Genomic DNA, 16,566 nt, shown 5'->3' on the forward strand with positions numbered 1-16,566 from the left:
ACCACCTCACGACGGGGGAGGGAAAGCGGGCAAGGCCTTTGGTTATGCTATGATTATCAGATTACGGTTGGCAGCAGGACGTTAATAGCCCAGGCCAATCTTGTCATTCCAGTTGAGATACCAGTTGCGGGTATCTGTGAGGTCACAACGAATGGCCGCCCTCATCACTCCGACATTCTCTGCTCCCTTGCGCTGGTAAACCTTGTCGGCAAGGTAGGACGGGTCGTTGCGGCGAAGAGCCACACGCATGAGGTCGTAGAAACGGTAGCCCTCGAAGGCGAACTCCAGTGCCTCCTCCTGCATTATGAGGTCCTCGACCTTCTCTATCTGGTAGTTGAGGCGCACGGCCGGGTCTGTCTCCAGAGTGTCGTCGGGCATCTCGTAATACTCGTTCACGTCGGTACGGCCGCTGCCACGGGAGTGTATTCCCATGGTGTTCTCGTCGGCATCGTAATCAGAGAGCAGTACATACTTGAGGTTGGGGAAGTCGAACTGCCTTATCCACGCCTCCGACTCAGGATAGTAGGGTAAAACGTGCTCCTCGATGACGCTGTTGTTAAGACCGCGCTTGAGTATCTGGAAAGCGAAACGCGGATAGCCGGCACGGTTGAGCGCCTCGGCAAGGCGCAGATAAACCATAGTGCGGCGATAGATATGGACATTGCGCGAAGAGTACTTAACCAATGAGGAAAAGTCTGTTATGATCTTTCCGTCGGACATAAATGTAAGTCCTGTAGCTGGCGAATTCCAGACGGAAAATAGCCTGAGATCACCTGTCCTGAGGTACTGAAGTCCCTCAGGAGCGTAGACGACTTTCTTTGCAGGGTAGCTGACATCGCAATATTTCTGCGCTGCGGAAATCTCTATTATGCGCTGTGACGGCTGAGCAGACACCTTGTAGTTGTTGTCGCTGCTTGAATTAAAGATGTTGCGCAACTCGCTGTAGTTGCCCTCAGAGGGTATGGAGTCGCCGGGTATCATGGTAATCAGCTCGCCATTCTGGCTCATGCTCTCGCTCATGAACATATTAGCTGACCACGAGTCATTTGTCATCTGCCAGTTAGAGCCGACATTGTACCATCTGGAGCAGTTTATCGAGGTGGGATAGGCAGACTCAGCCCCATTGCGTGTGCTCAGATACTTATAGTAAGCCACGGCGGCCTCCTTGTAGTGGCCAGCCCAAAGGTTCAGGTCGCCAAGCAGGATGTAGATGGGGAAATAGAACAGCTTAGAGTCGGTATTGCGGATTTCACCATAGTTGGGTGTCTCGATATCTGCGTAGGGCGCGATGTCGGCTATGAGATAGTCGCAAACCTCACGGATGTCCTTGGTGGCATGGTCGCGGTCAGCCTCCTCCTTGGAGAGTATCGGCTCGGTTACGAACGGCACACGGCCATAGTTGATGACTAACTGCAGGTAGGTCCACGCACGGAAAGCCTTCACGGCTGCATACTCCCGCATGAAGATATACTCGTTGCGGTTGTTCTTCAATGCCGTATCGACCTTGGCGATGAAGTAGTTGCAGTTGTTGATGACGGCATAGTAGTCGCGGGGGGAATTGTAGACATTGCTGTCGCCAATCTGAAAGAGCGCAATGTCGCGGAGGTCAGACGGCGTAGTGCTGTTGATGTCCATGAGGTCGCCACGCAGCTCACCCAGCAGGATTGTCCTGTCGGAGAGGTTCTGTAGCTTGTCAAGGATGCCAGTGACGGAATAGATGGTGTCGGTGGCATTGCCGAGATGCCCCTTGTCGGCATATATTACCTGTTCTGAGTCCTGGTCAAAGAAGTCACCGCATGATGTCACGGCGAACATCAGTGAGCCCAGAATGAGCGAGGGGGCTATAATAGATTTCAATTTCATAATAGACAATAGTTTAAAGGTTTATTTTAACACCGGCTACGAAGCTGCGGCTCTGTGGGAGCTGTCCGAGGTCGATGCCTTGACCGATAACATTGGAAGTCATGCTGAACTCCGGGTCTGAGCCAAGATACTTGCTGAAGGTGAGCAGGTTGTTGGCCTGTACCCAGAACTCAAATCCCTGAAGTAGCGTGGAGTTGACAGGCAGCCTGTAGCTCAAGGTGACGGTCTTGAGGCGCAGATAGCTGCCGTCCTCAATCCAACGGTCGCTGAAACGGCTGTTGCCCATTGGGTCCTGGAAAGTGGCCTTTGGAATGGCTGTCACCTGTCCCTCGGTCTGCCAGCGGCGTGTGAGGGCCGTGGTCTGGTTCATGAAGCGGCTGCCACCCTCAAGCTGGCTGCGCATGTAGTTGTAGACATCGTTGCCAAGGCTATAGTTGAAATTGACATCAAGCCTGAAACGCTTGTAGGCGAGAGTGGTGAAGATATTGCCATAGATATCGGGATTGGGATCGCCGATGAACGTACGGTCGTGCTCGTCTATCTTATGGTCGCCGTTAAGGTCGACAAAGCGCATGTCGCCGGCACCGAAATAGTTCTTGTCCACACCGTTATCGCCAAGCACGTAGAGAGCGGCGGCAGCGGCCTCCTCGCTTGTGCTGAACACTCCGTCGGTGACATAGCCGTAGAACATGTTGGCAGGCTTGCCAACCTCAGTGCGGATGGTAGCACCATAGACAGATGAGTCAAAATAGGTAGCATCGTCGGCAAGCGACGTAATCTTGTTCTTGTAATGACCTACGCTCAGACCAAGCTCCCACTGGAAGGACTTCATGGCAACGAGCTTGCCAACGGCTGTAACGTCGAAGCCCTCGTTCTTGAGCGAGCCGCCATTGCCCCAGTTCTTCTCGATACCGGTCAGGAAACCGAGTGCCTGATAGGTGAGCAGATGGTCGGTCTTGCTGTTGAAATAGTTGAAGCGGAGGTTAAGCCTGTTGTTGATGAGGTTGGTCTCGAAGCCAACGTTGAAGCGCTTGGTGGTCTCCCACTGAAGCCGTGTGTTTCCGATGTTCTCGAACGAGATACCCGAGATGGCATCAAGGAACTTGACTGCGCTGAAGTAGCTGCGTGCGGCAAAGTAGTCGATGTCGTCATTTCCGCTGACGTCATAGCCGACATTCAGACGGAGATAGTCTATGCCCCTCACCTTGGCAAACCAAGGCTCGTTGCTCACTACCCACGATGCCTGGACACCTGGGAAGATACCCCATGCGGCATCGAAAGCCTTGAGGGAATTCTCGGCATCGGCACCAAAGCGCGACGAAGCCTCGGCGGTGAGGTTGGCCTGCAGATAGTAACGCTGCAGATAGTTATACTCTGCCTGAGCGTACCATGCCACGGAGTTCCAGCTGTCATTGGAGCCAACGGTGCTGGCATTGAGCAGGGCCGAGCTCATGAACGGAGTCTTGTCGCTACCGGTGTTATAACCCCACTGGGAGTTGAGGGTGTAGCTCTCCCAATTGATGCGCGCTCCACCAAACACATGCACGGCATGGGCACCATAGCTGTTGCTCCAGTCCACACGGGTGTCGCTCATCACGGAGTTCTGCTTGGAGAAGAGCGAGCGAGTCTCGTTCTCACGCACAGCGTTGACGCTTGACACGTAGTAGCTCGGCACACCATTTACAGGAATATAGAACTTCTCGTTGGTGTTCACGAGGTTGTAGCTAAAATGCTCGCTTAACGAGAGGTGGGGATTGAACTGGTACTTCGGTGTCACGGTGATGTTGATCATCGAATTCTCGAAACGGTTCTTGTTCTCAGCCTCACCATACTCATTAACAGCCACAGGGTTGGCAAGCTTGTAGTTGTAGTTGGGGTATTCAGCCAACGCCTCGTCAAGGTAGCTCTCGTCTGTGATGTCAAGATAAGAGTCGGAAAGAATTCCGTTAGCATAGGCGTAAGGACTCAGCATCGGGCTTTTTGCGTAAGCGAGGAATGCTGTCGAGGTAGGTGTTCCCTCATCGTAGTTGGCCGGTGCTCCGTCGTTGCGCAGGTTGCGAGTCTGGTTGGCAAACGAGGCATCGAAGCGTACGGAGAACTCATTGGTGAGCTTGATATCGGTATTGAAACGGATATTGAGCCTGTCCATGCCATTGTTCTTCAATACACTCTGGTTGCTGATATATCCCAATGAAAGGTTATAGTTGGCAACATCGTCACCACCCTCAACGTTGATGCTGTAGTTCTGGGTGATGGCAGTACGATAGACGAGGTTCTTCCAGTCGGTATCGTTGTGATACTGCGGATAATAGTAGTAGTTGGGGTCCTCGTTGAGGAACTTGAAGTTTGTAATGGTGGTGTTGGTCGTCGAGAGCAGGTCGGAGGCATAGCTCTTGAACTGCGAGGCATTCATCACATCAATGAACTTCGGCTCCAGGGTTACGCCAGCAGAGATGCTTGCCGTGATACGGGTCGCCATGCTGTGGTTGCGGCGGGTCTCGATGAGGATTACACCGTTGGCACCCTTGGCACCATAGAGGGCCGTACCGTTGCGGAGCACAGTCACCTTCTCTATGTCCGAGGGACTGATGTTTGAGAGGATGTCATTGTAGAAACCCTCATGGAGCATGGTGCGTCCGAACTGCTGGTCGAAGATTACTCCATCGACAACGATGAGCGGTTGCGCATTGATGTTGAGCGAGTTGATACCGTTCATGAACATCACCCCACCGATGCCCGGCGTGCCATTGCGGTTGATGACGCGCACGTCTGCACCAAGCCGCTTCTGCACCTCATCCTCGATGGTGACGGCATTGGAGTACCTGAAGTCGGTGGTGCTTTCTGATGCAAGTACGTTGGTACCGTCGGTATACTCCTTGCTGAAGGTCTCAGGATAAAGCAGCACGTCACGCTGCTCCTCTCCCCTTACGAGACCTATCTTGGCCACATTGAGGTCGGGCGCCGACACCTGCAGCGAGGTGGCAAACAAGGGAACCTTCAGCTCGTAAGTGCCGTCGGAATGGGAAAGGGTACTGTAGCCGTCAACTTCCGCCGTACGGATCATGGCTCCGGAAACGGGATTGTTGGTGGTGGCATTGAGCACACGGCCCTTAACGACACGTGTGGGATATTGCTTTCTCGGCTTGGCAGGCTGTTCCCTCTTTGCTGACGGAGCATCCTCATCGGCCTCATCCTGCGCAAAGGCGGGGGCGGCACTGAACATAATCAGCGACAAGCCGTAAATGATATATCTTTTCATTGCGTATAGTTTTCTGGGTTAGTTATTCGAAAGATTCTTCGCAGCCTCCTCGGTAGCCTCGTAACGCGGCTTGAGGATGAAGCAGTCAATGCGCATGGTACGTGTCCACTTCGTGAGGTTGCCACTCGTCACGCGGGAGAGCAGCTGTATCTGCACCTGATGGTCGGACAAGCCATAGCTGCAAGTGGGGAACTGGAATTTCTTCGCTACAAGGATGGTGTCGACGACATCGGGAGTAGACTCGAAATAGCCTGATATCTGCTTCAGAGTGTTCTTGCCATTCTGGTCGTTATAGCCCAACTTTACCTGAATCCTTATCGGCAGGCGCTTGTCGGCGGCAGCCAGGGTGTCGGAGGCTATGACAGGTGCGGTAACGACATAAACGTCGTAAGGAACATTCGACAGGACATCGGGAATGCCAAACATCACGATGGGGTTTACAGACGTGTTCTCAGGAACAATCTCGACAAAGGAGTTGCCTGAGATCTTCCCAAAGAAAGGATTGTCGGTTGCCACGTCACATACCGTGAGCGGGTCCTCGGCGTATGCTATACTGTCCTGCGTAAGGATGGACTCGGCCTCAACCTTTATTGTCTGAAGGAAGTTCTGCGTAGGCTGTACATTGTACCTCGAAGCCTTCAGTACCTGACCGTTGCTGCACTCCACAGCCTCTGTGCCATCGAAGACACCACCAGCCTCGTATGGCTTGTAATAGGTGCCGTATGCATCATCTATCTCGCGGTAATGACGCATCTGCCAAGACAATGCCGATGTGGACACGGCAGAGTCGCGGATGGCCTCGTCGGGATTGGTCGTACGGCTGAAGAACGAGCCGGAGATGACGGACAGACGCGAATTGGCAAACTGTATGGAGTCACGCTTGTTGACCGTATTGTCATAGTTGAACCAAGGCTCATACTCTGCCACCATCCTGTTCCACTCGTCATTGGTGGGAGCAAGGAACAGGTAGCTGCTGTCCTCGTTGTTGATGAGTCCATACTTGTTGAAAATGGCATTGTTGAGTACAGTCACAGAGTCGAGGTATACTATCAGACCATCCTCAATGCCTCCGGCAACGCTCTTGTCGGGGTCAAACTTGTAGACGCTGTACTGGTTGAGGAAGTTATATACGCTGTCCACATCCCCGTCAAGGCCAAGATACTCATAGACATTGGGGAAATACTCCACCTGCTTGTCAAGGGTGAACAGCACGCCATTGCTGTAAAGGTGGTTGGCACTGCTGAGCTTCGAGTCGCCAAGCATTGACTGTGTGAGAACCTTGTACTTGCCGTTCATCATCGATATCGAGTCGTTGGTAAGGCTCGATACCGGATGGCTGTAAAGGGATATATGGTTTTGGACAAACTGGCGGACAACGGTGTTGTCCTCATCCTTGACGCCGTTTCTCTCCTGCTCGTTGAAAGAGCTGATAAGCTCGTCAGCCTGCTCGGAAGTGAAGTCGGCATCTACGGGAGCGAAGACGGAGAATGTCTGCGAGCCGTTGAGTGTCTTGTCGTAGCCGCAGGCCTGGATAACCCTTGTGAAGTTGGTCAGATTGTCCTGGCTTGAGATGGCCTGCCACAGCGTGCCGCTGTCCGACACCGCCGCATCGTAGTGCTCATCCCAGTCATCGGTACAGGCTGCGCAGGCAAAGACTGCCGTTACGAGGGCAACAGCCGACCGGGAAATGGTTATATTGGATAGTTTCATTGTTGTATCTTTTTAGATGACTTGATTATTATAGCATGTCCTCTATCTGTCCCTCGTCGGTGACACCATAGATGCTCTTTGGTACAAGCTCGAGATAGTCGAGCATGAACTCGTTGTCATTACCCTTAGCCGTAGAGACGCAGCGTATACGGAGGAAGTGGTCCTCGTTCGGGTCGAGGTGGACGGTACAGAGCACCATGCGGTATGTCCACGACTGTGTGGCAAAGATTGTGGTGGTGGTACCACCTGCACCATTGTACCTGTAACCGCCAGCCGCACCACGATAGTAGCCCTTGTTCTTCAGAGCCTTCTGGTCGGCTGCAAGGTCGGTGATAGACATCTTGCTGTACTCTCCCGTCCAGTCGCTACCAAGTATCGAGGGGTGGTCGAGGTTCTTGGTCATGTCGAGAGGAATACCCTGAGGCTTGCCGTCGAAGTAGATCTGCGCGATGCCTCGCGTAGGCTCTGCGGCGTAGCCAAGGCGTATCTGCCAGTCGCCCTCGTATGGCACTGGAGGTATACGGAACGTGAAGTCGAAGTTGCCGAAGAGGTTCATCTCGTCACCCTCATAAGAGTCGTAATAGTCGTGAGGACGGCGATAGACGAAGTAACCGGACGTGGTCACGTTGTCGAGATAGCCGTTGGGGAAATAGTAGTTGTTTCCATACTTGGCAGTCTCGTCAAACTCCGGGTCTTGCACCTTCGGGTTACCGTTCTGCCTGATGTCGTTGGTCATCAGCTCGGGGAAGATGGTTGAGAAGTCCATGCGTATGCGGGTGTTGTGGACAATGTCGCGTGTGGTCTCGCTGAATGCCAGCAGGTCATCCACGTAGAAGTAGCGGCCATTGAGGGCATCCTGCACATAGTCTTTCTCTATTGTACGCTCTACCATCGAGCCGAGGATATTATACTCGTCGTTGTAACACCTATTTATATACCTCTGTCCGATGGTGCTTGGGCCTGCATATTTCAGAACGGTTAGACGCTCGAACTTAAGCATGGTGTGGGGCAGCATTGTCTCATACCAGTCAATAGGATTCATCAGCGTAGTGATGATACCGATGTCGTTGAGCGGGGTCAGGTAGTTCCAGCCCTTCACGTCACGGGTAAGGATGTGGTAGGCGATAAAGCGGTTGAGCGGGTTGCGGCGGTCTGTGAGATGGTCGAAGCCGTGTGACTCTGCGCTTGCATCATCGGGATAGACGGCATCGTATATCTCGCAGGCTTTGTTGTAGAGCTGCTCAAGGGTTGTTATGCCGTACTTCTCACGGAGTATGGAGTCTGTAGGCACAAAACAGGTGAAGCCATATTTCTTCTTCTCTGGTGCCGTAGCCGTCTCCTTGTTTACGTGAGAGGTATACTTGTAGCGTGGATACCTGCTGTTCTTGGTGTTGTCGTAGTTGGGATCAATATACTTGTACAGAGAGTCCGACAGTCCCGTTTGACGCAGGGCCTCATTGAAGAGGCTTATGCGCGGATTGGTACGCATCACGTCGGGCAACATTCTGTTGGAGCTCTCAAGCACCTCGTTGATGGGCTGCATGATACCGTTCTCTACAGAATCGTCCTGAAGCTCATAGATGATGTGTGCGGAGCGGTTGAGGAACACCACCGCATTACTGTCAGCATCGAGGTCGTGGGTAATCTCGATATATCGCTGGTTCATGTTGGCGGTAGTGAGAACACCGTCGTTCATCTCTGACGTGGAATACATGTTGTTCACAAGGTGCGTCCTGGCGATGGTGTCGCAGTCGGCATCCGAGAGCTGGTCTATCGATGCCAGTCCCTTCTTCTTCAGGTACTGGTCAAAAGCGTCGTTCGTAGGCGGGAAGCAAGTGTATGCTCCATAGGCCGACAGCAAATCCATCATGCCAGCCCGCTCGACGACAGCCGTAAAGCTGCTGAACTCGCTGTGACCGTACAGATACTCGCTCATCATCTCACCGGTGAAGGTGTAGTAGTTGGCCTCATCCGGCTCATCGGAACATCCAGAGAGCGAGACCCCGAAGCCAATACCGAGAACAAGCATCAATGTATATCTAAATATTCTTTTCATATTGTTTCCTGTTTAGGCGTTATCTATTTGGTAGTATTCTGATAGGAGTTGTCGTCACCGCTGCCGAACGCCGGGTTCTGCACGAGATACGGATTGACCTTAAGCTCCTCAAGGTTGTATGGCCAGAAGATGGCATCCATCTTTGCAAGCTTTGCCTGGACAACGCTGGCATTGTCTGAGCCTTTGCGGGTAACCTGCTGAACAAGATAGCTGGTGTTGCCATCGCGCAGCGAGCGGCGCACAAGGTCGTACCAGCGCTTGCCCTCGAACATCAGCTCGCGCGCACGCTCCTCGAAGACGAGGTTTTCCATCTGCGACTTGGTGCTGTAGTTGGCATACGTTATCGGAGTGTAAGTGGTGGCGCAGTTTGAACGCTTGTTTATGACGGAAACAATGTCATAGGCAGCACGCAGCAAGCTGTCGTTAACCTCCGATTTAGCGTCACCCTCAACCATCTGCACGAGAGCCTCTGCCTTAAGCAGCATGACATCGGTCAGACGATAGAGAATCCAGTTGGCATGACAGTATTTTTCCGGGTATGACGGATATTGTGACATAGCGGAAATCTCCGTTGAGCTTACGGTAACCATTCCGTTCTTGCAAACATACTTGGCCACTCCATACTGCGATGCACTCATCTTGTAGAGGTTCTCATAGTAGCGGGTGTCGTACTTGTCACGATAGACTTTATAGCTTGCGTCCGATACATCGGTAGTGATGAAGTCGGCAGGCTTGACGATGCCCGGCGAGGTCTTCTGGTTTCCATAAAGGAAGCTGAGACCATGGTTGGCCAACAGAGTGTTGTCGTCTGCAAATATCAGCTCAAGTATGCTCTCACGGCTGGCTCCAGAACCGAAAATTGACTCGTAGGCATTGCCATAGTAGTTGCCGGATGTATAGGAGTCGTAGATAAGAGGATAGTCCTCGAACATCTTGTAAGCTGACGAGTTGCTGCCAATGTTATCTATCTCGTTCTGATACCTCTGTGTCTTGGAGTCTATAACCATATCCGCATATCTCACGGAGTTGGCATAGTCTTTCTTCCACAGGTACATCTCGGCAAGCATGGCGTGAATGGCATCCTGGGTGATGCGTCCGCACTGATAGTTTGTCTTCGACACCGGATATGTCTTCACGGCGTATGACTTGACATTCTCCAAGTCTGTGATAAGGCTGTCAAGCACGGCGTCAAACTTTGTTGCCGGCATGGCCATCTGCTGCAGCTCGTCAAGGAACGGCTGGGTGGAGTAAGGCACGTCACGGAATGTGCGGATGAGGTAGAAGTAGCAGAGGTCACGGATGGCAGAAACCTCGGCACGTGTGGCCATAAGCTCTGTCTCGGTGTAGTTCGGGTCTCTCTCTGCCACCAATGGCGAATAGTGCAGTACGGTATTGCACCTGTTGATGATGTCATAGAACTCACCCCAACTGGTGTATACGTTGTTGGCAGTAATGTTCTCTTTCAATATGTTCTGGATGTTGATGTTGTCCTGCACGCCAGTACCGCCAATGAGATGGTCTGAGCGAAGCTCGCCCCAGACAATCATTCTCTCTATGAGTATACGGTTCTGCATGCCGGAATAGCATCCTGCCACGATGTTCTCGACGTCATTCTCCTCATTCCAGAACTTGTCGAGCACAATGTCGTTCAAGGGTTCTATCTCCAGGAAGTCAGAGCAGGAGCCGAGCCCGAGGGCCATCATTCCAGTTACACCTATTATAATATTATTCTTCAGTTTCATAGTCTAAAGCGTTAAAAGTCCACGGTGATACCAAGTGTATAAGATTTAGAGCGCGGTGTCTGACCGGTATCGGTAGCCGCACCATAGCTTCCATAGCCAATTTCCGGGTCTACACCAGTATATTTGGTGAGGCAGAACAGGTTGTTGGCACTGGCGTAGAAGCGCAATCCGTTGAGTCCGATAGCCTTCTTCACAGCCTTCGGGTCGAAGGAGTAGGAGAGCTGCAGATAGTTCAGACGCAGGAAAGAGCCATCCTCTACAAACCTGTCGCTCACGAGGGTGTTGTAGTTGGTGTCTGAACCATACATGGCTCGTGGGATATTGGTGATGTCACCTTCCTTGCGCCACCTGTAGTTTACAGCCTGGCTCTGATTGTTGTTGTTGATCATAGCCTCGGTATCAAGACGTGCGAGGTTCAGGATCTTGTTGCCTAAACGGTAGTTGAACTGTGCGTTGAGCTTCCAGCGGTTGTAGTTCAGATTGAAGCCGAAACCACCGGTGAGCTTTGGCAGAGAGCTTCCGAGGTACACGATGTCGAGGGCGTTGATGTTTCCATCGTTGTTGATGTCCTCGTAGATGGCGTCACCACCCTTGAACTTATAGTTCTTTCCTGTACCGTCGTTGGTATAATTGTACATCATCCTTACCGGGTCGCCGGCATCATCGAGGATTACCCTTCCGTCGGCGGTAAGTGCCACAGGTGCTGTCTTGCCAGAAGCAAGGAACTCGGCACGCTCGGCATCCGACATGTCGGCAAAGGTCTCATACTGGTACTGGTAAACGCCCTTGAAGCGGAAACCATAGATGGCACCAAACGGGTTGTTGAGCTGCACACGCTGCAGGGTCACCCTGTTGCCGTCGAAGTTGAACTCGGTATTGAGGGTCTTCAGGACGTTCTCGTCCATCTCCAATATCTCGTTCTTGTTGTTTGCGAAGGTTGCGTTGATATCAGCCCAGAACTTACCGGCCTGTATGAGATGGTTGGTGTTGATGTTGAACTCCCATCCGATGTTGCGCATGGAGCCGACGTTGGCATAAGCCTTGGTATAATAACCTGAGTTGGAAGGTATGCGCACGTTAGGCATGAGCATGTCTGATGTCTTGGCGTTGTACCACTCCAGCGTGAAGACCACCTTGTCGTTCCACAGTCCGAGGTCCATACCGATATCCCATGTGGACTTGGTCTCCCATCTGAGGTCTGTGAGCTTAATGTTGATAGGTCTCATTGCCGACATGTCAAGGTATTTGTCGGTAGAACCATACTTACTCTCGTATAGGTAGTCCTGCGAGGGCTGGTTACCAACCTTACCCCAGCTTGGACGGAAACTGAGCATGGAGAGCCAGCTTTGCGCTCCCTTCATCCATGGCTCGTCAATGATGTTCCATCGTGCTGACACTGCGGGGAAGTAGCCCCAGCGCCTGTCCGGGCCAAACTTCGTGGTACCGTCGGCACGAACGGAGAAGTCGAGCATATAGCGTCCCTTATAGGCGTAGTGGGCAGAGAATGTATAGTACATTGAGCGCCACTGGCTGTAGCTTGATGACAGGCCGGTGATAAGGCCTCCTGCATCAGGACTGGTTACGCCCGATGGCAGTCCGTTGCCGTTTGTACCCTGACCGCTGGAGCTGCCGGAGGTAAGCTCGAAACGTCCCATCATCATGAGCGAGTGGTCCTTGTTGTTGAAGTGGGGTATGTAGGTAAGGGTCTGCTTGGTGTTGAAGGCAACGCTCTTGGTGCTTCCGGCATAAGAGCTGTTAACGCCGTCCTTCCATGATGTTGTCACAAGCTCGGAGGGATAGTACATATCCACATACTCATTGAAGATGTTCATGTATACCCTACCCTGCCAGTTGAGCTGGTGAGACTCCTCGTCAAGGCCAAGCAGATGGTAGTTGAGTTCAAACTCAGGAGTGATATCGTAGGTACGGTCATCGTTCTTTGCGAGATTGGCACTTGCCACAGGGTTCACGTACACCCTCTGGTCATCCTTGAACACGTCGGGAGCCGTTTGCAGCATCTGATAATACTTGTCTGTGTCCTCACCGGTAATGGGGTCTTGCTCGTAGATGCTCATGTTAGGCATCTTCTTGTATGCCAGTGCGAGCAGGTTGTCGTAGTTGCGCTGGTTCTTGGTGTACGTCATCGAGAAATTCGTCGAAATCTTGATACGGTCGCTGACGAAGTAGTCGAGACACACACGTGTGGAGAAGCGGTCGAGCTGCTGCTTGATGACGCTACCTGTCTCATGGTCGAAACCGCCGGAGATACGGAAGGTAGCCTTCTCACCACCACCCGTTACAGAGAGGTAATGGTTCTGGCGCAAACCAACCTGAGTGACGGCATCCTGCCAGTCGGTATTGTTGTTGTACTGCTCATACTCCGAGAATGTCGGGTCATAGTTGATTTCAGGAATATTGGCGGCCACGTCTGACTGCTCCGGGTTGAAGTATGCCTCCTTGAGCAACATCGTGTAGTCGTCACCGCTAAGCAGCTTGTAGCCCTGCGGCTGGTAGGTGCCGGTAAGCCTGAGAGAGTATGTGAGCCTTGGTGCTCCGCGCGTACCTCTCTTGGTCTTAATCTCTATAACACCATTGGCACCCTGCGAGCCGTAGATGGCCGTTGCGGCGGCATCCTTGAGAACGGTAATCTCCGAGATGTCCTCCGGGTTGACGTTCAGAAGCTGTGCGAACTGCTCATCGTTGGCATTGCTGACATCGAAGTTGCTCATGTCAACGTTCCATGTGTTGCCGTTGACAACAATAAGGGGGTTGGCGTTGGTAAGGGTACTGATGGAGGACGAGCCGCGCAGACGCATGGTTGTTCCTGCACCAAGGTTACCAGATACCGACACAATGTCAAGACCGGCGATACGTCCCTGGAGAGCCTCGTCGATAGTATTCATGCCGAGTCCTTCAAACTCTTTCGTAGAGATGGTCTGGGTAGCGTATGAGATTTCTCGCTCCGGAATTGCGAGACCGCCACCATTGAGCCTTCTCTTTGCTACGACCGTTACTTCCTTCAGGTTGGTCTCCGACTTCAGTGTGATGATATACTCATCCTTGTCGATAGGCAGCGTCTGTGCCTTGCAACCCACATAACTGAACCTTATCTTGTCTTTCGGGTTCCTGATTTTCATCGAGAAGTTACCGTTGATGTCTGTAACGGTAGCCTCTATGATACGTCCGCTGCCATCGATTTCGCATACCGATGCACCGGTTATCTCACCAAATTCATCGCTGACTGTTCCATGTACGGCTGTTATCTGTGCCGTAGCTCCCATTGCCAGGAGGCAAAGCAGCGACAATACAATATGTCTTAAACTGTTGTTCATGATTATCTCCTCCCCTTAGCGCTGGTTGTAATGAGTGCGTCTATTTCGTCTTTCCATGGAGTGAGCTGCTCACCGCCATAGAGCAGAGTGCCGTCAATGAGATGTACGACAACGTCGGAGGCGTTGTATATCTGGTCTGTTTTGGAGTCTATCCAGTATTCGCGTCCCTGGTTGTTGTAGAGTCCTTCCTTCTTGACCACGTTCCTGACATTGTTCATCTGGTCTACGAGTTGCATGCGGCTGTCGTCGGATGTCACCGTGAGACTGAAGAACCTCTTGTTGGCATTGTTGATCTTGAAGGTCTCGTACTTCACCTCGCTGTTGTCTAGGCCACCGATTATCACGGAGTTGTCCTGGATGTGGTATCTCAGGAAGTTGTTGATGCGGTCGGTAAGCAATTTCTGTGCAGACTTCAGCAAGTTGGCATCACCGCCGAAGTAGTCGGCTGTCAGTTCTTCCACGTCTGTCCAATAAGGCAGCAGTCCCTGCTCGTGCAACTTCTCTATCGACTCGTTGGTAGGCACATATATCGTATAGTTGTATGCGTCGAAGAGCTTGATGTTGAAGTCGGCACAGGTATACTTGGCACTGAGCTTCTGTGTGAAGAGGTCGCTGTTGCGCATCAGCGTAAAGAATTTGGCGTACTCCTCGTTGTTGCTCAGGATGGAATATGTCGAGCGACGGCTGGTGAGCGGCATGGCAGTATCCATGATATATGACTTTCCGTTGCCGGAGACCGTCTGGTCGTAGATGGTCTGAATGGGTACTGAAGAGCCTTGCTCCACTTGCAAGCCACCAGATACCGTCATCACGCCCTCCTTGCCAGAGTTGGCGACCTTCAGGTAACTGCCAGCCTTGGTCTTGTAGTAGGTTTTGCCATCCTCCACATTGCCAATGACAATGAGGTTGTTGAGTAAGTCCGTGAGCCTGTTGGTAATCATCGTTGATGTAGCAGTACCCATCTCTTTCTCATCAATAATGGTGTTGGTGGACAAGTCATACCTGTATATCTTGGCCTTTACGGTCTTGGCCTCATAGTCGTAATAGAACTTGTAGAGCTTCTGCGTTGACGTACCATAGCTGCACGGGTCTACGTAAGTAAGCATGGCGTCGTTGGTAGGAATGAAGAAGCTGTAGTATGAGTCCATGGAGTTGAGGTATGGCTCAAAGTTCAGGTTCGAGATGGCCCAGTAGATGATGTTCATCGTCTGCTCGTTGACAAGTGCCGGGAACGATACAGAAGAATAGTCGGCCGGTGTGAACACCTTGTTTGACAGGTATACCACTCCATTGCATCCCATGAAGCAGCTGTCGATGTCAGCCTTCTGAACGCCGAGGCTCACCTTGGTGGTGTTGTCCACGATATTCTGGAATTTCGATGGTACGGTCTCAGAGAACGAATTTACCATACCTATGTTCATTAGCTTCACAAGTACGGTCATTGGAACATTGTCCCATGTTTTATACATATCCTGCAGAACCTTTCCGTCGTGGTTCCACCAGAAGTCCAGGGCCTCGTTCGAAGGAACTATAATGGCACCGGCGTCATAGTTCACACCACTGCCCACGCTATACTGGTTCCATCCGGGGTCGAATGACAGCATAGCCTCCACTGGCATTCCGCTCGGGTCGTTCTCAGCCCTTGTCGGCGAGAAATACTTGAGCACGAACACAGAGTCGGTGTTGTTGTACAGACGATTGTATGCCTTTGTGGCATCATCGTCATAATATGGTGCGCTGAAGCGGTTAAGCAATCTGCTGAAGAGCGACATGTTGGCGTGGCTGCCAATGATGCCTGCCATGTTGTCGGCAGATGTCATCACACCGTCCACCTTATGTATGTAGCCATTCTTGCAGGCAATGTCACGCTCGACAATCTTCATGCCGTTCACCCATGCGTCGGCTGTCGAAGTGCTACCGCCATTGGTGAGGATGTTCAGGTCGTCGTCGGTGATGTTCTTCTTGTTCATATAGGCGGGCAAGAAGTGTATCATAGGCTTTGTGGTGTTGTCGCGAAGCAGGACGATACCGTTGGTATGGTCGCGATACTTGTCCCATGACTCTGTCATAGGCATGTCAGCAGGATAAATCCTGGATATTGAGTCATAGACAGATACGGCGGTGGCACGTCTCATACACTCTCCCTCCTCGGGCGGATTGCCGCTGACATTGCTCAGCAGCTCCACGAGGTAGGCATTGTTGATCATGGCACTGTTCAGGAGCAGCTTCTTCTGGGCGTTGGTAAGGTCCTCATACCTCCTGACGCCCCAGCTGTTGCTTTTGAAAAACTCGTTGAAGGCAGCATCATCGGCAACGAACAGGGTCTTACTACCTGTCTGGCTGAGCACTGCCGTCTGGTCAAGGTCATCAATGAGTCTTAGCGTATAGCCGAAGTTCCCGTCTTCCTGCAACCGTTCGTAGATGGAGTTACCCAGCCACGACGGTTGTCCGGTCAGCTCGTCTGTACTACAAGACTGCATCATGAACCCTGCACTTGAGAGCATCAGCATTGTGGCCAACGCTGACGTTCCGGCTCTCATCTTAGGTTTGATACTTCTCATAAGTTAGGTTTTAGTTATTTATGTTAAAAGTTTGTATTGTCTA

The 16,566-nt window shown here is 52.0% G+C and carries 7 protein-coding genes; all 7 read right to left on the reverse strand.

Annotated features, from left to right (window positions below; all coding sequences use genetic code 11):
* Positions 1 to 81 precede the first annotated feature (81 nt).
* The 7 genes from CIL02_RS12525 to CIL02_RS12555 are packed head-to-tail and all read right to left on the reverse strand — an operon-like array spanning position 82 to position 16,523.
* On the reverse strand, positions 82 to 1,863 hold the full coding sequence (locus CIL02_RS12525; protein WP_094402175.1) for a RagB/SusD family nutrient uptake outer membrane protein: 1,782 nt from the start codon (positions 1,861 to 1,863) through the stop codon (positions 82 to 84).
* A gap of 13 nt (positions 1,864 to 1,876) precedes the next feature.
* Positions 1,877 to 5,122, reverse strand: coding sequence for a SusC/RagA family TonB-linked outer membrane protein (locus tag CIL02_RS12530; protein ID WP_094402177.1), 3,246 nt, complete (start codon positions 5,120 to 5,122; stop codon positions 1,877 to 1,879).
* 18 nt (positions 5,123 to 5,140) lie between these two features.
* Positions 5,141 to 6,832 carry a fasciclin domain-containing protein gene (locus CIL02_RS12535; RefSeq protein ID WP_094402179.1) on the reverse strand — a complete coding sequence of 564 codons (1,692 nt, stop codon included), beginning with the start codon at positions 6,830 to 6,832 and terminating at the stop codon, positions 5,141 to 5,143.
* A gap of 28 nt (positions 6,833 to 6,860) precedes the next feature.
* On the reverse strand, positions 6,861 to 8,888 hold the full coding sequence (locus tag CIL02_RS12540) for a fasciclin domain-containing protein (protein WP_094402181.1): 2,028 nt from the start codon (positions 8,886 to 8,888) through the stop codon (positions 6,861 to 6,863).
* Positions 8,889 to 8,911: 23 nt separating this feature from the next.
* A complete protein-coding gene (locus tag CIL02_RS12545) occupies positions 8,912 to 10,630 on the reverse strand; it encodes a RagB/SusD family nutrient uptake outer membrane protein (protein ID WP_094402182.1) in 1,719 nt (572 codons plus the stop codon).
* A gap of 11 nt (positions 10,631 to 10,641) precedes the next feature.
* Positions 10,642 to 13,962, reverse strand: a complete 3,321-nt coding sequence (locus CIL02_RS12550; RefSeq protein ID WP_094402184.1) for a SusC/RagA family TonB-linked outer membrane protein — start codon at positions 13,960 to 13,962, stop codon at positions 10,642 to 10,644.
* Between the two features lie 2 nt (positions 13,963 to 13,964).
* Positions 13,965 to 16,523, reverse strand: coding sequence for a fasciclin domain-containing protein (locus tag CIL02_RS12555; protein WP_094402185.1), 2,559 nt, complete (start codon positions 16,521 to 16,523; stop codon positions 13,965 to 13,967).
* Between the last annotated feature and the right edge of the window lie 43 nt (positions 16,524 to 16,566).

It is taken from the genome of Prevotella sp. P3-122, assembly GCF_002251365.1.
In the GTDB taxonomy this organism is placed as follows: Bacteria; Bacteroidota; Bacteroidia; order Bacteroidales; family Bacteroidaceae; genus Prevotella.